Raw genomic sequence first — 20,780 nt, forward strand, 5'->3', positions numbered from 1 at the left:
TTGGGCCTTAGGTATTGCAGCATTGCTGTCGTTCAATGCTTGGTCTGAAGTCAGTATTTTGGGACTCAGCATTTTTGACTTCCTGGATACGCTGACCAGTAAGTATTTACTGCCGTTGACCGGTCTGCTGGTGGTGATATTCGTTGGCTGGTTCATGAACGGCGAAAAAGTGCGCGAGGAATTGGGTCTCGGCAAAACGGGAAGCACACTCTGGACGCTGACTACCCGCTTCGTGGCTCCGATTGGCGTTATTGTAGTGTTTATCAGCAGTCTTTGAATCTGTTGGAATAAAGTATGGCGGGCCTTCATAGGAAGGCCCGTCTGTTATTTTTAAACGATATATAAATAGCTCAGTATCGCAATGAGTTATCGCCAACCGTCATCGAAGTCGGCAATATCATGCTCGAGACGCTTTGTCTCGTTACGAATCTCGATGCCGCGGCGAGCGCGCAAATAGCGTACGGCAGCATTCTTTTTACGTGCTTCGTGTTCGGTGACTTTCATGGACATAAGAATATCGAGAAGTTCGTGTTTCAAAGGTATTAATTGTTTGGTTTTGCGCATGAGCGACGCTCCTCGTCATTAGAAGTCAATGTCATCGACGCGTCGAATCTGACTATAGCGCAAGTATTATAGCGATGGCGTTGAATACGAATTCTCAAGTAACGTGCATTAAAGACGACTATTCTTCATATAAGATGAATGTAAACGCTGTAGTTTTGAGGAAAACCCAGGAATGAAACTGTGAGCCGTGCTCTGTTCGATGAAATGAGACGCCGTATGGAGCACTTTCGTCGCTCCGAGCAAAAAGTGGCGCGCTTCGTCTTGCGCAATCCTGAAGAGGTCATTCATATGCGCATCGTCGACCTGGCCACCGAAGCCAAGGTCAGCGAACCGACGGTGGTACGCTTTTGCCGGGCGCTAGGTTGCAACGGTTTTCAGGATTTCAAGCTCAAGCTTGCTCAAATGCTGGCTTCAGGCAGTCAATTTGCTCAATTCTCCATGAACGACAGCGACAGCGTGGCTGAGTTTTCTCACAGCATCTTTGACTCTACCGTAGGTACCCTGCTTTCTGTACGTGATCGTCTCGACAATGAAGCGCTGAGCAAGGCTATCAATGCGCTGGCCATGGCCAATCGGGTCGAGTTCTACGGATTCGGCGCTTCTGGCGCGGTGGCTTTCGATGCTCAGCACAAGTTCTTCCGCCTTCAGATATCGACTTCCGCGTATTCGGATCCGCATATGCAGAACATGTCCGCAGCAACCCTCAAAGAAGGCGATGCGGTAGTGGCCATCTCTCAGACTGGACGTACCCGGGCGCTTGTTGCCAGTGTGCGTATGGCTCGGGAAACCGGTGCTACGGTGATTGGTTTATGCCCAAGTGGGTCCCCGCTGGCCGACGAGGTGACGCTGCCTTTACCCATTGATGTGCATGAAGACACCGAGATCTATACGCCGATGAGTTCACGTATTGCTCATTTGGTGCTGATCGATGTACTAGCGGTAGGCGTAGCCAAAACCCGCGGGCCCAAGTTGGCCGAACAACTCAAAGCGGTCAAACGCAGTCTCAATCCGTTGCGTTTTTAATTATTTTGTTTGACAAGACTGCCGCTACTAACCAATTTGACAAAACTGCCCAGCGGATTGGGAGGTCAGGGTTCGATAGAACAAAAAATCGAATATCCGTCAAAAAGGATGAAGTGTCATGTCGTTCAAATCCATTACCAGAAATTCTGAGCAGCATACCCCGGATTTTCAATCGGTGCTGGATGAGTTCAGCGCTGCCCTTGATCAGTTGTCGCTTACCTTCGATCAAGCGTTCGAACGGATAAGAAGCATCATTGAAGAGTATCGGGCCCCGAACAAGGATGATGACGGTAACGGCAATGATCCTCCCGATGATACCAATGGCGGCGACAACGCTTCGGAAGATGATCCCAGGCTCGTTGCCGCCGGTGAATCAGCGGCGTACACCGATGTCGTAACCGCTTCTGCCAGCCTTGCCGATGGCGTCATCGAAGATGGTCTGACCGCGATCTTTTCCGGTGATACCGCCACTGTAGAGTTGAACAATGCCGGCATCTACAGCACAGACGAGCCCGATTTCGCGAACTTCGATCCCGGTTTTGCCCTGACCCTGGATGAGGCCGACGACGCCAGCATCACCACGCTTGATATCGTCAACGAGAGCGATAACGGCCCCAACCGCGTGTTCGGCGTAGCGACCAACCTATTGTTCGATGTGACCAATGGTGATGACCAGGGCCTTCAGTCTCTCGAAACAATTAATATTGATACCGCGCTTTACGCCAATGCCAATATGCTATTCGATGGCGAATCTCTGGCTAATGTGACAACGATCGATGCTTCGGAATCAAAAGGTGAATTGAGCCTGGCATTGCCGCGGGGCGAAAGCGATATAGCCCTCGCAGAGGTGCTGTTGAGTAACGGAGACAGTCAGCTGACGCTTGAAACCGATCGGCTTACCGCTGGCTCGCTGGATATTAGAGATGGCAGGGGTGAAGATGTGATCACCTTGATTCTGGACGAACCGGAAAGTGATGACGCAGTGTCTACAGACATCAACGTGTTCGGAGGTCTGGGTGTTGATACCTATCGTTTTCAAGGGGGCAATATTACCCAGCGCGACGTCGATGGTGGCATGTTCGACAGCACCGACGACATCACTATCGGCTTCGACAATATCTTCGATCAGCTACAGCTTGAAGGCTTCGAAGGTCTGGCAGATCAATCCATGGTCGATGACCTGATCAATGACCGGGATACGTTGTACGACAATGTCGCCACCGTTGCCAACGCGATCGACGAAGGGGCCGTCGCCTGGTTCAGGTTCGATGGCAAGATCTACGTATATCAAGATACGAATGCCGGAGGCGCTGATGGCACCAATTTCAGTGGCGGTGACACGCTGATCGGACTACGAACCCTGGTATTCCCTGATGACCCTTTCAACGACAGCAGCATCATGGGAATTTGACCGGTTTGATAACGAAATCAGGAATTGGGAAGTCGTGAATCAAGCATTCATCGAACAAGGATGAAACGCCATGACAATTCAGACCGAACTCGAAGATTACGCAAAGCAGCATCCAAACCTTCTGGCTGCAATCGATCAACTTACCGCTGCATTCGATCAAGTGGTCGAACAGCTTCGGGTCTCTGTGGACAATTATTGGGAGCAGCTAAAGGACGATGACGGTGATGATCACGACGACACCGACATCAGCGAAAGCACCAACAATATTGAGGTCAGAAATGTCGCCGCTGGTGAAACGGCAGTCTACGAAGACGTGGTGACCGATGCCGACAGCTTCAGCGGCGGCGCCATCAACAATGGCTTGAAAGCTATCTTTGCCGGAGATACCGCCACTCTCGAGCTGAATGATGTGGGTGTCTACAAGGCGGACAATGTGTCGGACTTTTCGGATTTCGATTCCAGTTTCGCTATCACCCTAGATGAGGAAGACGATGCCAGTATCGAAACGCTGAATATCATTAGTCAAAAAGAGAGCGGAATAGTCGACAAGACAGCTAATTATCTGTTCGATGTGACTAACGGCGATACCGAAGGTCTTCAGTCTCTCGAAACCATCAATCTAGAGTTTGATTTTGGCAGCGATACTAACTTACTTCTGGACGGCGAATCCCTCGCTGGAGTGACATCAATCGACGCTTCTCGATCAGATGCTGATTTGAACCTGGCATTGCCGCCCCTGGAAAATACCGACAGCGCGCTCGAGTTCGTGTTGCTAGGTGACAGAAACGATCAGTTTACCCTAAGCACCGATCGACTTACTGCCGATAGTCTGGATATCGGCGTAGGTGGAGGCGAAAACGTAGTTGCTTTAACACTGGGCGAGCCGGTTAGCGATAGTGCAACTGCAACCGCTATTACCTTGAAAAGCAGTGGTGACAGCAATAAGTTCCAGCTTCAAGGGGGAAATATTATTCAAGAGGATATCAACGACGGCGTATTCACCAATACTGTTACCATCCTCGGGTTTACCAGCGGTTTCGATAAGCTGCAACTCGAGGGATATGAGGGGCTGGCTGAGCAGTCCGCGGTCGATGCGGCGCTGGATAGCCAGGACACTCTGTACAACAATGTCGTCAATATCGCTGATGCCCTCGACGAAGGCTCGACCGCCTGGTTTATATTCAGAGACAGCTATTATTACTATCAGGACACAAATCCCGGCGGGGAAGATGGGACCAACTTCAGTGCCGGCGATACGTTGATCGAACTACCAGGCGTAGAATTCGATCAGGGTTTTAGCCCCTCCGGGAGTATTTCGAGCTTCACGGATTTCTGATTGCCATTAGCGTAAGAATAATTCCATCAAGAGCCGATCAGTCTTGCACTGATCGGCTTTTTTGTTGCCGCAATTATTCTGCAAAGCGTCATTTTCCGATGCGGCACGTTTTCTCATTTTTTGCTTTTTTAGCGAAAACGTTTGTAGTGCGGCGTTTGCAGCTTGAACCATGAGCGAACGAGATCAAAACGAGAGCAAATGATGATGATACGCATTTGACAAATATGCCTCTGAGAACCATTTTGAGCAGCACTTCTATCAAGGGTTTAGCGTCACTCCACTGATAGTGCAGGAACTGAACATCCGCAAAACAGGATGGATAGGTGATAGCAGAGCGATGAAATTGCGATCGATGCACAGCGTCGACAAGAAGAAAGGTTTGTGCAGCGTCCGTGATGTACTCGTTCAGACGGCTCTATGAAAGGAGTCGTTGAAATTAAAGGATATTTACTTTTTAAAGGATGACACGCTATGTCACTTAAGTCCGATCTAGAAGATTTCGCTCAGCAGAACCCTGATCTCCAGTCAGCGATTGATCAGGCGTCGGCCTCAGTCGATCAGTTCACAGCCGCATTCGACAAGGTGGTCGCCCAGGTCCGTACCTCGGCGGAAAATTACTGGGAACAGGTCAAGAACGATTACGACAACGACGTCTCCGACGGCGATGACGTTGTAAACGGCGATACCGATGTCGATACTGACGACACCGACACCGATGACAACGTTGTGAACGGTGATACTGACGTCGACAACGGCAACACCGATGTCAGCGACGATGACGTCAAGATCGTGGCGGACGGTGAAACGGCGACCTATGACAATACGGTTACCGATGCCGACAACTTCAGTGGCGGCGCCGTGGAGAACGGACTGAAAGCCGTGTTCTCCGGCGACACCGCCAACGTCGAACTCAACGACGTGGGTCAAGACGACGGTGGCGATCCCGACTTCTCGGACTACGACTCGAGCTTTGCCTTGACCCTGGACGAAGCCGACGATGCGAACGTGGGCACGCTCAATGTCGACGGCACCGCCATTAACGGCGCCAATCTGCTCTTTGATGTGGCCAATGGCGACGACGAAGGCCTGCAGTCTCTCGATACCATCAACCTGGGCATTTCCTCCAACGCCGACTTCAGCGATTTCGAGAACTACCCCAGTGCCAATGTACTGCTCGACGGCGAATCTCTGGGCGGCGTGAGCACTATTGATGCCTCGGACTCGCCGGTGGATCTGACTCTGGCCGCCCCGTCCCTGGAAGACACTAATAGCGCACTTTCTTCTGTGATTCAGGGGGACGGCGATGACACGACAACGCTCTACACCGATCAGCTTACCTCCGATACCCTGGACGTTGAGCTCGGTCAGGGCGACGACACGATCACCCTGAACCAGGGCGAAGCAGACAGCGACGGTGCCAGCCCGACCGCAGTCAGCCTAACCGGGGGCGGTGGCGATAACACCTTCGCGTTCAAGGAAGGTAACATCACCAATGACGAGAACAGCGACACAGGATTCACCAACACCGTCGCTATTACCGACTTCGACGGCGGTGATGACGACATTCTGCAGTTCGAGCAGTTCGACGGCTTTGCCGATCAGTCCACCGTCGATGACGCGCTAAACAGCGATGCAAGCCTGTACGACAATGTCATGGCCGTTGCCAACGCAATCGATGAAGGCGCGACCGCCCAGTTCGGCTTCGACGGCAACACCTATGTCTATCAGGACACGGATACCGACGATGACGATCCCAACTTCGACGACGGCGATACGCTGATCGAGCTGACCGGGGTGGATCAGCCGATCGACACCGGCAGCGTTGTTGGGGCCTGAGAGACTTGACGGTGTCTAGCGCCGTGCTCGCACGCGCTAGAGAAAAGTATGAATTGGTCAGTCAAATCGAGCGTACGCGAAGCCAGTCGGCATGTTACCGACTGGCTTTTTGTTTTCAGGTGCTTTGGCCATCCACCGCTTGGTTATCATCCGGCAAATGGCCGTTGAGCAGGGCGGAATATGCTAGACTTGGCGTCTATTTTCGATCTGCAAGTGCGCTTTCATGGATGACGTTTTGCCGGGCGACGTTTCGCCACTTCTCGACGATCTCAACGCGGCTCAGCGAGAAGCCGTCAGCGCCCCCCAGGGCAATATGCTGGTGCTGGCCGGGGCCGGCTCCGGCAAGACTCGAGTGCTAGTGCATCGTATTGCCTGGCTGATGCAGGTTGAGCATCTCTCGCCCTATGCCATTCTCGCGGTGACCTTCACCAACAAGGCGGCCCGGGAAATGCGCACCCGCTTAGAGGCGTTGCTGGGTATGTCCCTGCGCAACGTCTGGGTCGGCACCTTTCACTCCATTGCCCATCGGCTACTGCGTACCCACTGGCAGGACGCCCGACTGCCTCAGCACTTCCAGATCATCGACTCAGACGATCAACTGCGGCTGGTCAAGCGGCTGCTCAAGGATCACAGCATCGACGACGAGCGCTATCCGCCGCGACAGGTGCAGTACTTCATTTCTGGCTGCAAGGAGGAAGGGCTGCGTCCACAGCAGGTGCAGACCCATGGCGATGCCTACATGGATCAGATGGTGGAGCTCTACGAGCGCTACCAGCTGACCTGTGAACGGGGTGGGCTGGTGGACTTCGGCGAGCTTTTGCTGCGAAGCCTCGAGCTCTTGCGAGACAACCCCCGCCTGCTGGCCCACTACCGGGAGCGCTTCGCCCACCTGTTGGTGGATGAGTTTCAGGATACCAACACGTTGCAGTACGCCTGGCTCAAGCTGCTCGCCGGTGATAAGGCGGGTGTTACCGTGGTCGGCGATGACGACCAGTCGATCTACGGCTGGCGCGGGGCTAAGATCGAGAACATTCGTCGCTTCGAGCAGGAGTTCGTGGATACCCGAACGGTGCGCCTGGAGCAAAACTATCGTTCTACCAGCGCCATTCTGGATGCCGCCAATGCGTTGATTAGCCATAACACGGGTCGCATGGGCAAGGAATTGTGGACCGCCGGCGCTAAAGGTGAACCGATCTCCGTCTATGCCGGCTTCAACGATCTTGACGAGGCTCGCTTCATTGTCGATACCATCAAGGAAAAGGTCGATGAAGGCTTTCATCGCAGCGAAATCGCCATTCTCTATCGCTCCAACGCTCAGTCCCGAGTGCTTGAGGAAGCCTTGATACGCCAAGGCATGCCTTACCGCATCTATGGCGGCCAGCGCTTCTACGAGCGATTGGAAATCAAGAATTCCCTGGCGTATCTGCGCTTGCTGCTCAATCGGGATGACGATGCCTCTCTGGAGCGGGTCATCAACGTGCCCGCCCGGGGTATCGGCACCCGTACCGTGGAAATCCTGCGAGAGCGTGCCCGTCATCAGAATGTATCACTTTGGCAGGCACTGCATGACAGCTTGAGTGATGGCACCTTGAAGGGGCGCGCGGGAAATGCCGTGCAGGGTTTTGCCAACCTGATCGAGCGGCTGGACAACGACACCGCCGGCATGGCCCTGCACGAGATCATCACTCACGTGAACGAGATCTCCGGGCTCATCGAGCATCATCGCAACGAGAAGGGCGAAAAGGGCCAGGCCCGGGTCGAGAATTTGGAAGAACTGGTCAACGCCGCCCGGGCCTTCACCCAGGGCGACGCCCTGCTGCTGCAGGAAGCAGGCGAAGGCGCCGCGGCCATGGAACCCTTCTTGGCGGAAGCCGCGCTCAATGCCGGCGATCACGAGGCGGACGAGTTCGAAGATGGCGTGCAATTGATGACCTTGCACTCCGCCAAGGGGTTGGAGTTTCCAATCGTGTTCGTGGCGGGGGTCGAAGAGGGGCTCTTCCCTCACAAGATGTCCCTGGAGGAGTCCGGGCGCCTCGAGGAAGAGCGCCGCCTCGCCTACGTAGGGCTGACCCGAGCCATGCACAAGCTCTATCTGACCTACGCGGAGCTGCGTCGGCTGCACGGAAAGGAAACTTTTCAGCGAGCATCACGTTTCCTGCGCGAGCTGCCGGAAGAACTACTTGAAGAAGTACGTCTGCGCGGCCAGATATCCCGCCCAGTCACTTCTCGCCCGAGCCCTGGGCTTCGACAGGATTCAGTTTCTGGAGGAGATGATCTGCCTTCTCTTTCCTTGGGTCAGCGGGTCAGTCATCCGCTGTTCGGCGAAGGCATCATTCTCAATGCCGAGGGCCAGGGTGAGCGGGCTCGGGTGCAGGTCAGCTTTGAAGGTGAAGGCGACAAGTGGCTGGTGCTGGGATTCGCCAAACTGACCCCCTTGTAGGATGTCTTATAAAAAGAACAAAAATAAAGCGTGCTCAAAATGAAATCTGTGCCCGCATGGTCAGAATCTCGGGATCATCGGACTCACCTTGCCGCCGGCTGTGCACATCGGTGTAATCGAGCATCAAGCGCAGATCGCTACTGATATACCAGTTCACCCCCAGCGTTAGATTGTGTTCGCTGCCGCCCTCAATATTACGATCGTTCAGATCGACATCGCTGTAGCGCGTCACCAGCTCCCAGGCCCCGCTATCGCGTTTGGGTTCGACGCTTTTGAACATGCCTTTTTCATAAGGGCGGGTCTCTCCAGTGATAAACCAGCTGCCTGAGAGATACCAGCCGTCGACATCTACGTCCGGTTGTCCTGAATCACGGCGCAGCCCGGCGTGAATCCATTCCGCCTGTGCCGATACAGGACCACGTTGCCAAGCCGCCTCGAGCCCTAGTCGATCGATACGATCGACGCCATCGATGCTATCGGTATCAACCAGCTGCGTGCTGCCCGGACGAGACTCCGGCGGGGTGCCAAGACTCGTCGAGCCTTTGGTATATTCCGTTGCCGCTGCCACGCCGATATGCAAAAGCCGCTGGTTCTTTTCAAGCAAAGGAGCAAATGTCGCTCGAACCGCTGCGCCGTAGCCATTGTTTTTGTCAATCTCGGGGCCAAAAGCCATCACGGATGCGCTATAGCGCTTGTCTGCGCGACTGAAGCCAATGCCTGTGCGGCGTGAAAGCACCAGGGCTTCGGTCGCCAGAGAACGCTCGATAAAGCTGATATCATCGGAGCTTATCTGCTGTTCCAGACCAAAAGGCACTTTGAACTGGCCGACGGTGACATTGCCTGCCTGAAAGCCCTCATATCCAAGATAGGCATCCTTGAAATCACCGTCATCGGTGAATTCATAGTCGAGCTTGAAGCGCCAATCGCCATGCCCGCCTTTAACACCAACACGGGCACGGCGTATCTGGAAATCGTCATCAAGGTTCGTTCTGTCTTCTCGCTGGGTGGCATAGTCAAGATGCAGTTTGCCTTGAGGGGAAATTTCAAAACCCTGGGTATGAACGCTGAACAGGAGCAGCGCACTGCTGGCAGATAGTAGCCATCGCTTCAATAGCATCTTGATGTCCTTATCCAGATGGGTCGATCGGCATGTTTAGCGTAAGCGTAATGTTCAGTCAGACTGGCGCAAAAGCAGTGCCCAGGCAACCGCGCCAAGCGTTCATCAGATCAAGTGATCTTCATTTTTTCATGCCCTCTCTTGATATCAATCAAGTTAACGTGTTGTTCGGCTGGTCGAAATTTATATAGACGGCTAACGTTACGATTAGCAAGCAGCTTAAAAATCACAATAATACCTCGGCGAACGACTTTCCTTAGACAATCCCCTCGGATGCAACATTGTATTCGAGCGCTGGTTATTGCATGCGCTATAGCAATTCATTTCTCAATGGCAACCACCGGAGTGCGCCATGGCAAGCAAACGCAAGAAGATTTCCATAACGGTGGCGGTAGTCGCCATTCTCGGCGTTGCCGGCTTTCTCGTACTGACCTCTCCCTGGACCTGGTCGCTGATACACGATGCTCCAGCGACCGCGAGCAACGAAGACCAAGCCGATATCGACAACGGTCGGCTCGTTTTCGTGGCTTCGGACTGCGCCACTTGCCACGCCACGACGGGTCAGGAGAGCGACGAACAGCTGGGCGGTGGCAAGGTGCTCGATACCGCTTTCGGCAAGTTTCACATGCCCAACATCTCGCCGGATTCCGAGCACGGTATCGGCGACTGGTCCCTGGCGGAATTCGATCGGGCGGTACGCGAAGGCGTCGGCCCCAGCGATCTCTGGCCTGATGGCGAAAACCTTTACCCGGCGTTCCCCTATACCTCCTACCAGCGTTTGATGCCAGAAGACGTACGGGATCTCTATGCTTACATGATGACGCTGCCGGAGAGCGACAAAGCCGTGCCGGATCATGAGCTCAAGTTTCCCTACAATATTCGTCGCGGTATCGGCGTCTGGCGCCTGGCCTTTCTCGATGGCAAGAGTACAGCGGAGATTGGTGCCGATACCGAGGATCTTCCAGGAGATATCGACCAGGCCAGATTCGAGCGTGGGCGCTATCTTGTCGAGGGTGCCGGGCACTGCGCCGAGTGTCACTCGCCGCGTACCTTCATGGGTAACATCCCCAACGACAAGCGCTACGCCGGCGGGCCGAATCCGGAAGGTACCGGCCACTTCCCCAACATCACCCCGGATGAGACCGGCATTGGCTTCTGGTCCGCTGCCTCTATCGCCAACTATCTGCATACCGGCATCAGCCCTATCGGACGCAAGGCCGGGGGCGATATGGCGGAAGTCATAGAAAATACCTCACAGTTGCCCTGGCAGGATTTGCAGGCCATGGCGACTTATCTCAATCACATTCCCGCCGTGGATAAGCCCGCTCCGGGCATGCCGGAGCCAAACCGCACGGAAGAAGTGGTGATGCTGGACAACAAAGTCGACAACCATGTTCCGTTACCCACCAGTGACCCACAGCAGATTAGCGAAGGAGACCAGGTTTTCGTGGCGGGCACCAAGTCGTTCTATACGACACCGGATGTGGAAGAAGCCGACAGCGAAGACGGCAAGTTTTTGGGCGGCGCCGCAGCCAAGGTCGTTGCCAAAGATGACGACAAGCTGCAGCTCGAGATCGAAGGTTGGCAGCCGGAAACCTCCAAATCCGTCATCTATCAGGAGAAAGGCAAGCGGGTGATCATGGCGGCATTGGGAGACAACGCTATCGCCGACACCGAGCGTGGCGATGCACAAACCGATCCCAATACGGATCAGGTCTGGCTGCCCGTCACCTTGAAAGTCTGGACCGATGCGAGTGAGCTCAATCTTGATCAGGAAGAGCTCTGGTCCTACAGCCTGAATGCTTATCAGACAACCTGCTCCTCATGTCACACTCTGCCAGGAAAGGAGCATTACACGGCCAACCAGTGGATCGGCACTCTCAAGTCCATGAAACGGTTCACGTCGTTCAATGACGATGAATACCGGCTGATTCTTTCCTATCTGCAGAATCATTCCAAGGATCTTGGGCCCGATACCGGTGCGCCGGTTGTTCAGCATGCCAGTGAGGGAGTGCCGCAATGAATCGCGACGCCATCGCTGAAGACCCCAATGCTAGCCTGAATGTCAGCGCGTTCATTGTCGCCGCCGAATGGTTGAGCGGGATCTTCATCGCGCCAATGTCTCCACAGCAAGTTGCTCAGGCCAGCACAGCCTCCAGTCAGGACACACTGCGCTGGATGGGGGCGCAGCTAGATGCTTCGGCGGAGGCGGAAACGCTCTGCCGTAAGCTCGAACAAGATGACCCGAAAGGCTTGACCGTGCATCTGCAGCGCCGCTATACGGCGCTGTTCGAAGGCATCTTCCGCGATCGTGCGGTGCTGCCCTACGAGAGTGCCTGGAAGGGGAGAGACAGATCGACGCTTGGCGGTGAATCCGTCGCCGAGATGAACGCGGTACTGCGAAATCTTGATCTACACGTCAGTAAGGACTGCTGTGAGCCTTCGGATCATCTTGCCATCGAGTTGTCTGCCCTGGTGGCAGCGCTTCGCGGCGATCGGATCACGATCGCCGCGGGCCTGGCATGTCGACTGCAAGACTGGGTGCCGGCATTCACCGAGGCGCTGACCCGGCAGGATGCCGAGGGCTTTTATGCTGGCGCCGGCAAACTGCTGCTCGCCTTGGTCCGCGAAGCCTCTGCCTTACTGACAGTTAATGAATTCGCAGCGGCTTCCGTGTCTGAATTTGTGCTTGAGCAACGTGAAGGAGAATCTGCATGAGTAACACACCCGACGAGTTGCACGTTGTATCCAAGGCTGACGTTGCTTCCCCCGGGCGGCGCCGCTTCCTGCAAGGTTCCGCCGCAACCGCGGCCCTTAGTGCGATGCCGTTTTCGCTCTCGCTTTTGAGCAAGGGCGCGCTTGCCCAAACCGGTCCGAAAGAAATCATCTCCGGCTGTCACTGGGGCGTCTTCAAAGGTGTTGTCGAGGACGGTCGTGCCGTCGAATTCAAGCCCTGGGCGAATGATCCGCAGCCCACGCCAATGCTCGAGGGAGTGCGGGATTCGATCTACTCTGCTTCGCGCATCCGCTACCCGATGGTGCGTCGCGCCTGGCTCGAGCAAGGCCCGGGCGCGGACCCGGACGGCCGCGGCGACGGCGATTTCGTGCGTGTCTCCTGGGACAAGGCCATTGAACTGGTCGCCAACGAAATCACCCGGGTACGGGAGCAGCACGGGCAGCAGGCGATCTACGGCGGCTCCTATGGCTGGAAGAGCCCGGGCAAGCTGCACAACTGCAAGACACTGCTGCGTCGTATGTTGAACCTGACCGGAGGCTTTACCTCTAGCATCGGCGACTACTCCACCGGTGCGGCCCAGGTCATTCTGCCCTATGTCACGGGCTCCATCGAAGTCTACGAGCAGTGCACGACCTATCCGGTGCTGGCTGAGAATACCGATCTCATGGTGTTCTGGGGTTGCGATCCCCGCAATAATTCCCAGATCTCCTGGCAGGTAGCGGATCACGGCGCCTTCAAGGGGTTCGAAGAGCTCAAGAAAGCCGGCGTGAAGGTCATTTCCATCGATCCGCTCAAGACCCTGTCCTGCGAGTATCTTGACGGTGAGTGGATCGCGCCCAAGCCTCAGACGGATGTGCCGCTGATGCTGGGTATCGCCCACACGCTGCTGAGCGAGGATCTGCACGATCAAAAGTTCCTCGACCGCTATACCACTGGGTTCGACGAGTTCAAACCTTATCTGACCGGCGAATCGGATGGTCAGCCCAAGGATGCGGACTGGGCAGCAGAGATTTGCGGCATCGACGCGGACACCATTCGCGATCTGGCCCGGCGGTTTGCCAACAACCGCACCATGCTCTCCTTGGGCTATTCCATGCAGCGCCAGCATCACGGCGAGCAGTCCACCTGGATGCTGGTGACTCTGGCCTGCATGCTGGGGCAGATCGGCTTGCCCGGGGGCGGTTATGGCCTGAGCTACCACTACTCTTCCGGCGGTGCGCCAACTCACGATAGTCCCATTCTCAAATCGATTGGCGATGCTGCCGGCGGTGGCAGCGGCGGGTCGGTCGACGAAGCCGGCAGTGACGTCATGATTCCAGTCGCACGCTTCGTCGAAACCCTGCTCAATCCCGGAAAAACCATGCAGTTCAACGGCAGCGAGATCGAGCTGCCGCTGGTCAAGCTCGCCTACTGGGCCGGGGGCAATCCGTTTGCCCACCATCAGGATCGCAACGAGATGCTCAAGGCCTGGCGTGAGCTCGACACTTTCATCGTCAACGATTTTCAATGGACGGCCACCGCTCGTCATGCGGATATCGTGCTGCCGTGCACCACCTCCTACGAGCGCAACGATATCGAACAGGTCGGCGACTATGCGCTTTCTCACGTGATAGCAATGAAGAAGATCGTCGAGCCGCAATTCGAAGCCCGAGATGATTTCGCTATCTTTGCCGCCATCGCAGACAAGCTGGGCAAGGGCTATGAGTTCACCGAAGGGCGTACGGAGATGGACTGGATTCGTGGGCTCTATGAGGGCGCCAAGATCGAATCCCGGGCCAAGGGCATGGAAATGCCGATCTTTGACGTGTTCTGGGAATCGAACAAGCCGCTTGCCTTCCCATTGAAGGATGAAGAAAAGAACTTCGTGCGCCATGCGGCCTTCCGCGAGGACCCCATTCTCAATGCGCTGGGTACCGCCACCGGCAAGTTCGAGATCTATTCCCGTGCCATCGCGAAATACGATTATGACGATTGCCCGCCTCATCCAACCTGGCTGGAGCCGATCGAGCGTCTTGATGGACCCACGACCAAGTATCCGCTGAGCATCGCCAGCAACCACCCCCGCGGTCGACTGCACTCGCAGCTGTGTGGAACGTCGTTCCGCGAGACTTACGCGGTGCAAAATCGTGAGCCCTGCTGGATAAACTCCAAGGATGCACAGGATCGTAATATCACCGATGGCGATGTGGTGCGGGTATTCAACGATCGTGGCCAGATTCTCGCGGGTGCGGTAGTGACCGATGACATCATGCCTGGCGTCATTCGCATTTCGGAAGGTGGCTGGTTCGATCCGCTTAAGCCTCGAGAGATTGGCAGTCTGTGCCGCTACGGCGACGTCAACAATCTCACGCCGGGTATCGCGACCTCCAAGCTATCCCAGGCCAACTGTGGACAGACCGGCGTAGCAGATGTCGAGAGGTTCAAGGGGGATCTGCCGAAGGTAACGGTCTTCTCTCAGCCCGAAGGCGCAGAGGATTCAAAGGCCACCAGCTAAGCATTATTCCATCTTTGACAAGAATTCACCGGGTCGCCAGTGCAGCCCGGTTTTTTTGTCGTGTCATCCTCTTATCAATGGGATTGTCAGCTCCCTTGCCCCGTAAATTGCTCATCGCGCATACTGGCGAGCATCCACAACAATGCGCAGGGAGTCATGCCACCATGCAACGTCGCAAGTTCCTCACCGGTCTAGGTGCCGGTGCCGCCGGTATCGCCGCCGCGCCTTTCGTATCAACCGCCCGTGCCGAGGACGAAAAAAAACCCATCAAATGGAAGATGGTGACCTCTTGGCCGAAGAATTTTCCGGCACTGGGCACTGGCGCCACGGATCTGGCGGAGCGCATCAACACGCTCTCCGGGGGCCGATTGCAGGTCGATGTGTACGGTGCCGGCGATTTGGTGCCGGCGCTTGAAGTGTTCGATGCGGTCTCAAGCGGCACGGCGCAAATGGGGCATTCCGCCGCCTATTATTGGCGAGGCAAAGTGCCCGCGGCGCAGTTCTTCACCGCGGTGCCCTTCGGCATGACGGTCAACGAGACCAACGCCTGGCTGTATCGTGGCGACGGCATGGAGCTGTGGGATGCGCTTTACGAAGAGCACAATCTCAAGCCCTTTGCGGTGGGCAATACCGGGACCCAGATGGCGGGCTGGTTCAAGAAGGAAATCGCGTCGTTGGAAGACATGAAAGGGCTCAAGATTCGACTGCCGGGTCTGGCCGGCGAGGTGATGAACCGCATTGGTGCCACGGCGGTGAACATGCCGGGTTCTGAAATCTTTACCTCAATGCAGACCGGTGTTCTGGATGCTGCCGATTGGGTCGGTCCTTACAACGATCTGGCCTTTGGCCTGCATCAGGTCGCCGATTATTACTACACTACCGCCTGGAACGAGCCCAGCGCGGCGCTGGAAGGCACCGTCAATCTGGATGCCTGGAACGATCTTCCTGAAGATCTTCAGGCGGTGGTCGAGGAGGCCGCACGCTCTGCCAATCTGGCTATGATCAACGAGTTTACCCACCGCAACGCGGAATCCTTGAAGGCGCTGGTGGAAAAGCACGACGTAAAACTGCGTTCTCTTCCCGAAGACGTCATCAAGGCATTGGCCAAGGCATCCGAGGAAGTGCTGCAAGAACAGATCGACAAGGACGACAGCTCGAAGAAGATCTACGACTCCTATAAGGAATTTCAGCAGCGCGTGTCGTCCTACACCGATGTAGGTGAGTTTGCCTATCTGAAGAATCGTCAGCTGGTGAACGAAGCGAAGTAATTAGTCACTCGCCAGGTACGGCACGTATCCGGCCGTTGTCGTCCAGAGCGACCATCACGAAGCGAGCCTCGGTGACCTTGTAAAGCTCATCGGGGTTGCGCTCCTGATGTGGGCGTATCCAGACCTGGACGTCGATCTTGATCGAACTGCGCCCGATGTCCTGGGCATTGGTAAAGATGTTCACCACGGAGCCCACTCGCACCGGACACAGAAAATCCATGGCCTCGATGGCCACCGTGGCAGTGCGCCCATGGGCCAGACGGCTGGCGCAGAGCTCTGCGGCCTGATCCATGTGATTGATCAACCAACCGCCGGTGATGTCGCCATAAAAATTGGTGTCCTGCCGGGAGGTAAGCAGCTTGAGGGTCAAATCACCCTGTGGTGTAGGGATATCATCGAGATCGGTCATGTGGGTCTTTTCCAATGGCTTATTGTGATGTTGTGAATGGCCAATTCAAGCAAAGCGACTTCAAACAGGTCATATCAAGCGCGCTATCTTAAACGCCATCTCGGGTAATCGGCCAGTCATGGCGTTGTTCGCCGCTGACGTTTGCGATCTAGAGCGCACCGGCGATCATGCGGACAGTCTGGCGGAGTTTGTGGTGTATCTGCTCAAGGGGCTGGATATTCGCCATATCGATGCCAATACACTTGACGAGGCGGCGCTCAAGGGTAAGGGTTAGGCTTTTTCTGCGGAGTAAAGCCTTTTTATGCTCAATGCCTTTGGTGCCCTGACCCAGGGAACGCGGCTGGTTCTTTCAAAAGGGCTGCGGCGTTATGTTTTTCTGCCGGTGCTGGTCAATCTCGTGCTTTATGTGGGCACTATCGCCTATCTGCTCAACAATTTTGGCGGCTGGCTCGATTACTGGATGCTCAAGGTGCCGAGTTGGCTGATGTGGCTCGAGTGGCTGATTTGGCCGCTACTGGTAATAAGCCTCGGGCTGATCGTTTTTTTCACCTTCTCCCTGGTCTCCAATCTCATCGCCGCGCCGTTCTACGGCTTTCTCGCCGAGAAGGTCGAACTGCGCGTGACCGGCAGCCCGCCCCTGGACGATCGCGGCTTCTGGCGCAGCGCCATTGACTCTTTAGGCCGGGAACTGGTCAAGCTGGCCTACATACTGCCGCGCATGGCGCTTCTGTTTCTGCTGGGGTTCGTGCCGGGGCTCAATTTAGCCATGCCTTTTCTGTGGGCGGCATTCTCCGCCTGGATGATGGCGATTACCTACCTCGACTACCCCATGGACAACAACCGGGTCAGTTTCGATGACATGAAGCGCCGGCTACGCTCGCGCTGGTGGCCGACCCTGACCTTCGGCGGCTGGGTGCTGCTGGCAACCTGGATCCCCGTGGCCAATCTCATTTTGCTGCCCGGCGCGGTGGCCGCCTCGGTACTGATGTGGCGGCAGCACTACCAGGCATTGCCGGCGCGTCTGTGACTGGCGGCGATCAGGCCATCCCGGACGTTCAGCCCCATTAGTGCGATGTTCGTCGCCCCCGCCAGTAATTCGATGCCTTGAATGGCGTAGAACATGGCATCGAGTTCACCCTGGTTTGCTTTCCAAGCCAGGAAGAAAGCCGAAGGCACGAGAACAAGAATACCCAGTGCCGCAATGATCGGCATACGACGTTTCTTCGCCAGGATCGGCGCGTCGATGCGCCGCTTTCCCATCGCCATGCCGGATCCGCCGGTAACCATCAACGCCGGAATAAGCAGAAGCAGTCCCCAGGGGATTGCTGTCTTGACCCAGACGATTGGCTCACGGGTGCCGAAGAGCTCGACCAGCACTGTCGAAAACCAGAATGTCAGAATGATGAATAGTGCGATCATTGCGGCGATTACATGGATACGCGGTTTCATGGGGCACTCCTGAATAACATAGCGTCGTTTTGACAATATGTTGTCAATTTGGTGTACCGTCAATTATTTCTCGCCTGGATAAGGTCAATTTGTCACTATGCTGTCGAGAACCCAATGCAAGGTAACGTAAAGAGCCATGACGCAAGACTATACCGAGAGCGGCGCGCTATTTACCGATATTGCTCTGGAGACCTTTCGCCTGAATGGCATGCTGGTAGCGGAGGGTGATCGTCTGACCGCGGATCTGGGGCTGACCAGCGCTCGCTGGAAAGTACTAGGCGCTATCGATCTCGAGGAGCGACCGCTCACCGTTGCCCAGATCGCGCGCCGCATGGGGCTCGCTCGCCAGTCCGTGCAGCGTATCGTCGGGGAGCTGGAGAAGACAGGCCATGTGACACTGTCTAGCAATCCCGATCACAAACGCTCGCCGTTTGTTGAGCGCACGCATCATGGCGAAAAGGCTTATGCCATCGTCATGGCGCGCTACGCGCAGTGGGCCAATCGAATGGCGGAAACGCTGGACCGAAAGGCGTTGACTCAAGCCGTCGACGTTCTCCAGCAGATGTCTGAACGTCTTGAAGACGTACCCTATGGATCGGAAGAGGTGACGCCGCCGTAAACGAGAGGCTCATCATCGCCGGCTACTGGCGATGGGCTTTGTCGCCTGCAGGAATATCGCTAGTGGCTTGCACCAATCGCGTCTCGGGAAAGACGCAGCGAAACAGCGCGCCCTGGCCCAGGCGAGATTCGATTTCCAGATGGGCGTCGTGGCGCAGCAGCACATGTTTGACGATGGCAAGCCCCAGCCCAGTGCCGCCGGTTGCGCTGCTGCGATCCTTGTCAATGCGGTAAAAGCGTTCCGTGAGACGCGGGATATGCACCGGATCGACTCCCTCGCCGTCGTCGCTCACCTCCAGTGCAGCGCCGCCATGCCAGGAATGCCAGCGCAGCACGATGGTGCTGCCTGCAGGCGTGTAGCGCACGGCGTTAAAGACCAGATTGGAAAGAGCGCTATGGATCTCTTGCTCGTCGCCTAAGAGGTCTTGCGGGTTGTCGATCTCGAGACGCAAGGTATGGCTGCCTTCCGAAAGCGTCTCGGCATCCCGACGAATGGCTTCCATCAGGCCGGGAAGATCGATGCTTGTGGTTTGCTTTGCACGATGATCGGTTTCCAGACGCGACAGCAGCAGCAGATCCGCCACCAGATTCTGCATGCGGTGGGTCTGTTCTTGCATCTGCTGCAGACCGCGCTGCCAGCGCGGGGGCAGCTGATCGGCATGTTCGCCGTAGGTTTCCAGATAGCCGACCAGAACCGTCAGTGGTGTCCTCAGCTCGTGGGAGACATTGGCAACGAAATCCTGGCGCATCTGCTCCAGGCGCCTCAACCGCGTGATGTCTCGCGCCATGATAAGGCGTTCATCGTCGCCGAACAGGGTCAGTTGAAACTGCAGGATCAGACCACTACGCACTGGCGACGGGAGAATCAAGGGCTCGCGATAGTCGCGCTTTTCAAAATAAGCGATGAACTGGGGATCTCGCAGCAGATGGGTGACATGCTGACCCCGGTCTTGAGGAGACTTGAATCCCAACATCCGTTCCGCGGCGCTGTTCCACCAGTCCAGGGTGCCACGGCGATCGAGCATCACCACGCTGTCTCGCATGGCTTCCGCGGACTCCTGAACGCGGTGGATGACAGTGCGCAGACGCGACTGGGCCTTGTGCTGCGCCTTTTGATAGCGATACAGACGATCGAAGAGATCACCCCATACGCCGGTGCCGGCAGGCGGCTCCTGGTGGGGATTCTGATACAGCCAGGCATAGAGCTGACGCAGATGACGGATATGGATGGCGATGAACAGGGCAAGTCCTGCCGCCAGCCCCCAGCCTGGAAAGCCGACGAGCCAGCCAAGACCGCCCATGCCGATGATCAGATAGGCCAGCCGCCAGAGTTCATTGGTCCAGTAGTACATGGATTAGGGTCAGGTCTGAATCGAAAAACGATAGCCGGTGCCACGTACGGTCTGGATCAGATGCTGATGAGACTCCCCCAGCGTCTTGCGCAAGCGACGAATATGTACGTCTACGGTACGCTCTTCGACGTAGACATTGCCCCCCCACACCTGATCCAGCAGTTGACCCCGGGTATAGGCGCGCTCCTGATGGGTCATGAAGAACTGGAGCAGACGATACTCCGTGGGGCCTATTTCCAAGGCTTGGCCCTTCGATGATACCCGATGACTGGCCGGATCAAGCAACAGGCCTTCGACCTCCACCGCCTCTTCGATGCCGCGGGGCGTGGTGCGACGCAAGACCGCCCGCAGGCGAGCCACCAGCTCCCGAGGTGAAAACGGCTTGGTGATGTAATCATCGGCGCCGGCTTCCAGGCCCAATATCTTGTTGTCTTCCTCGCTCTTGGCGGTGAGCAGAATGATTGGCAACTCGCCGGTGGCCTCTTCCCGCTTCAATCGACGAGCGAACTCGATGCCGCTGGTGCCCGGCATCATCCAGTCGAGCAGCAATAGATCGGGTTGTTCATCGATGATCAAGGCATGGGCCGCCTGAGCGTTGCCTGCTTCCAGTACGCGGTAATCCGCCATCTCCAGCGCCACGGCGATCATTTCGCGAATGGCGGCTTCGTCATCGACGATGAGAACGGTCTTGGCAGTCATCCACTGGCCTCGCTTTGCAATGACACA

At 56.0% G+C, this 20,780-nt stretch carries 17 protein-coding genes and 2 pseudogenes; 13 read left to right on the plus strand and 6 right to left on the minus strand.

Translation table 11 applies throughout. The annotated features are described in order from the left end of the window. Window positions 1-277 (plus strand): annotated as a pseudogene (locus CH74_RS18730) (sodium-dependent transporter); the annotation flags it as partial. 89 nt (window positions 278-366) lie between these two features. Here CH74_RS18730 and CH74_RS00010 read toward each other — a convergent pair. Then, entirely contained in the window at window positions 367-564 is a 198-nt protein-coding gene (locus CH74_RS00010; RefSeq protein ID WP_048305452.1) for a PA3496 family putative envelope integrity protein, read from the minus strand. Between the two features lie 180 nt (window positions 565-744). Here CH74_RS00010 and hexR point away from each other — a divergent pair, with 180 nt between their 5' ends. The 5 genes from hexR to uvrD all read left to right on the plus strand — a co-directional run bounded on the left by hexR (window position 745) and on the right by uvrD (window position 8,610). Next, window positions 745-1,587: a transcriptional regulator HexR gene (gene hexR / locus CH74_RS00015; RefSeq protein WP_048305453.1), complete on the plus strand. Its 843-nt coding sequence runs from the start codon at window positions 745-747 to the stop codon at window positions 1,585-1,587. 118 nt (window positions 1,588-1,705) lie between these two features. After that, complete coding sequence (locus tag CH74_RS00020) at window positions 1,706-2,998, plus strand: hypothetical protein (protein ID WP_048305454.1); 1,293 nt, start codon at window positions 1,706-1,708, stop codon at window positions 2,996-2,998. Between the two features lie 70 nt (window positions 2,999-3,068). Next, window positions 3,069-4,334 (plus strand): hypothetical protein, encoded by a 1,266-nt coding sequence (locus CH74_RS00025; RefSeq protein WP_048305455.1) that lies wholly within the window; start codon window positions 3,069-3,071, stop codon window positions 4,332-4,334. A 471-nt stretch (window positions 4,335-4,805) separates the two neighbouring features. After that, window positions 4,806-6,170, plus strand: coding sequence for a hypothetical protein (locus CH74_RS00030; RefSeq protein ID WP_048305456.1), 1,365 nt, complete (start codon window positions 4,806-4,808; stop codon window positions 6,168-6,170). Window positions 6,171-6,393: 223 nt separating this feature from the next. Then, a complete protein-coding gene (gene uvrD, locus CH74_RS00035; RefSeq protein WP_048305457.1) occupies window positions 6,394-8,610 on the plus strand; it encodes a DNA helicase II in 2,217 nt (738 codons plus the stop codon). Between the two features lie 34 nt (window positions 8,611-8,644). Here uvrD and CH74_RS00040 read toward each other — a convergent pair whose 3' ends face one another. After that, window positions 8,645-9,727: an OprO/OprP family phosphate-selective porin gene (locus CH74_RS00040; RefSeq protein WP_053070571.1), complete on the minus strand. Its 1,083-nt coding sequence runs from the start codon at window positions 9,725-9,727 to the stop codon at window positions 8,645-8,647. Window positions 9,728-10,079: 352 nt separating this feature from the next. On the opposite strand from CH74_RS00040, the gene CH74_RS00045 reads away from it, so the two are divergent. The 4 genes from CH74_RS00045 (at window position 10,080) to CH74_RS00060 (ending at window position 16,226) form a co-directional block, all read left to right on the plus strand. Beyond that, on the plus strand, window positions 10,080-11,750 hold the full coding sequence (locus tag CH74_RS00045; protein ID WP_048305458.1) for a c-type cytochrome: 1,671 nt from the start codon (window positions 10,080-10,082) through the stop codon (window positions 11,748-11,750). After that, window positions 11,747-12,445, plus strand: a complete 699-nt coding sequence (locus CH74_RS17660; protein ID WP_053070572.1) for a molecular chaperone — start codon at window positions 11,747-11,749, stop codon at window positions 12,443-12,445. The genes CH74_RS00045 and CH74_RS17660 overlap by 4 nt, the downstream gene beginning before the upstream one ends. After that, window positions 12,442-14,958: a trimethylamine-N-oxide reductase TorA gene (gene torA, locus CH74_RS00055; protein ID WP_048305459.1), complete on the plus strand. Its 2,517-nt coding sequence runs from the start codon at window positions 12,442-12,444 to the stop codon at window positions 14,956-14,958. Before CH74_RS17660 ends, torA begins: the two co-directional genes overlap by 4 nt. 164 nt (window positions 14,959-15,122) lie before the next feature. Next, the gene (locus CH74_RS00060; protein WP_048305460.1) at window positions 15,123-16,226 is read left to right on the plus strand and encodes a TRAP transporter substrate-binding protein; all 1,104 of its coding nucleotides are present in this window, start codon (window positions 15,123-15,125) and stop codon (window positions 16,224-16,226) included. Window positions 16,227-16,230: 4 nt separating this feature from the next. On the opposite strand, the gene CH74_RS00065 is transcribed toward CH74_RS00060, so the two are convergent. Next, window positions 16,231-16,635 (minus strand): acyl-CoA thioesterase, encoded by a 405-nt coding sequence (locus tag CH74_RS00065; RefSeq protein WP_048305461.1) that lies wholly within the window; start codon window positions 16,633-16,635, stop codon window positions 16,231-16,233. A 148-nt stretch (window positions 16,636-16,783) separates the two neighbouring features. Here CH74_RS00065 and CH74_RS18525 point away from each other — a divergent pair. Next, a pseudogene (locus CH74_RS18525) lies at window positions 16,784-16,909 on the plus strand (phosphate transport system regulator PhoU); the annotation flags it as partial. Between the two features lie 27 nt (window positions 16,910-16,936). Beyond that, entirely contained in the window at window positions 16,937-17,662 is a 726-nt protein-coding gene (gene cysZ, locus CH74_RS00070; protein ID WP_048305462.1) for a sulfate transporter CysZ, read from the plus strand. Here the strand turns inward: cysZ and CH74_RS00075 are convergent. Beyond that, window positions 17,635-18,084, minus strand: coding sequence for a hypothetical protein (locus tag CH74_RS00075; RefSeq protein ID WP_048305463.1), 450 nt, complete (start codon window positions 18,082-18,084; stop codon window positions 17,635-17,637). The two genes, cysZ and CH74_RS00075, sit on opposite strands and share 28 nt — an antisense overlap. 136 nt (window positions 18,085-18,220) lie before the next feature. Here CH74_RS00075 and CH74_RS00080 point away from each other — a divergent pair, with 136 nt between their 5' ends. Next, window positions 18,221-18,703 (plus strand): MarR family winged helix-turn-helix transcriptional regulator, encoded by a 483-nt coding sequence (locus tag CH74_RS00080; protein ID WP_048305464.1) that lies wholly within the window; start codon window positions 18,221-18,223, stop codon window positions 18,701-18,703. Between the two features lie 22 nt (window positions 18,704-18,725). On the opposite strand, the gene phoR is transcribed toward CH74_RS00080, so the two are convergent. Both phoR and phoB read right to left on the minus strand, forming a co-directional pair. Then, complete coding sequence (phoR, locus tag CH74_RS00085) at window positions 18,726-20,054, minus strand: phosphate regulon sensor histidine kinase PhoR (RefSeq protein WP_048305466.1); 1,329 nt, start codon at window positions 20,052-20,054, stop codon at window positions 18,726-18,728. Between the two features lie 9 nt (window positions 20,055-20,063). Beyond that, window positions 20,064-20,753, minus strand: a complete 690-nt coding sequence (phoB, locus tag CH74_RS00090; RefSeq protein WP_048305467.1) for a phosphate regulon transcriptional regulator PhoB — start codon at window positions 20,751-20,753, stop codon at window positions 20,064-20,066. Window positions 20,754-20,780 lie beyond the last annotated feature (27 nt).

Source organism: Halomonas sp. PR-M31 (genome assembly GCF_001039575.1).
GTDB lineage: Bacteria > Pseudomonadota > Gammaproteobacteria > Pseudomonadales > Halomonadaceae > Modicisalibacter.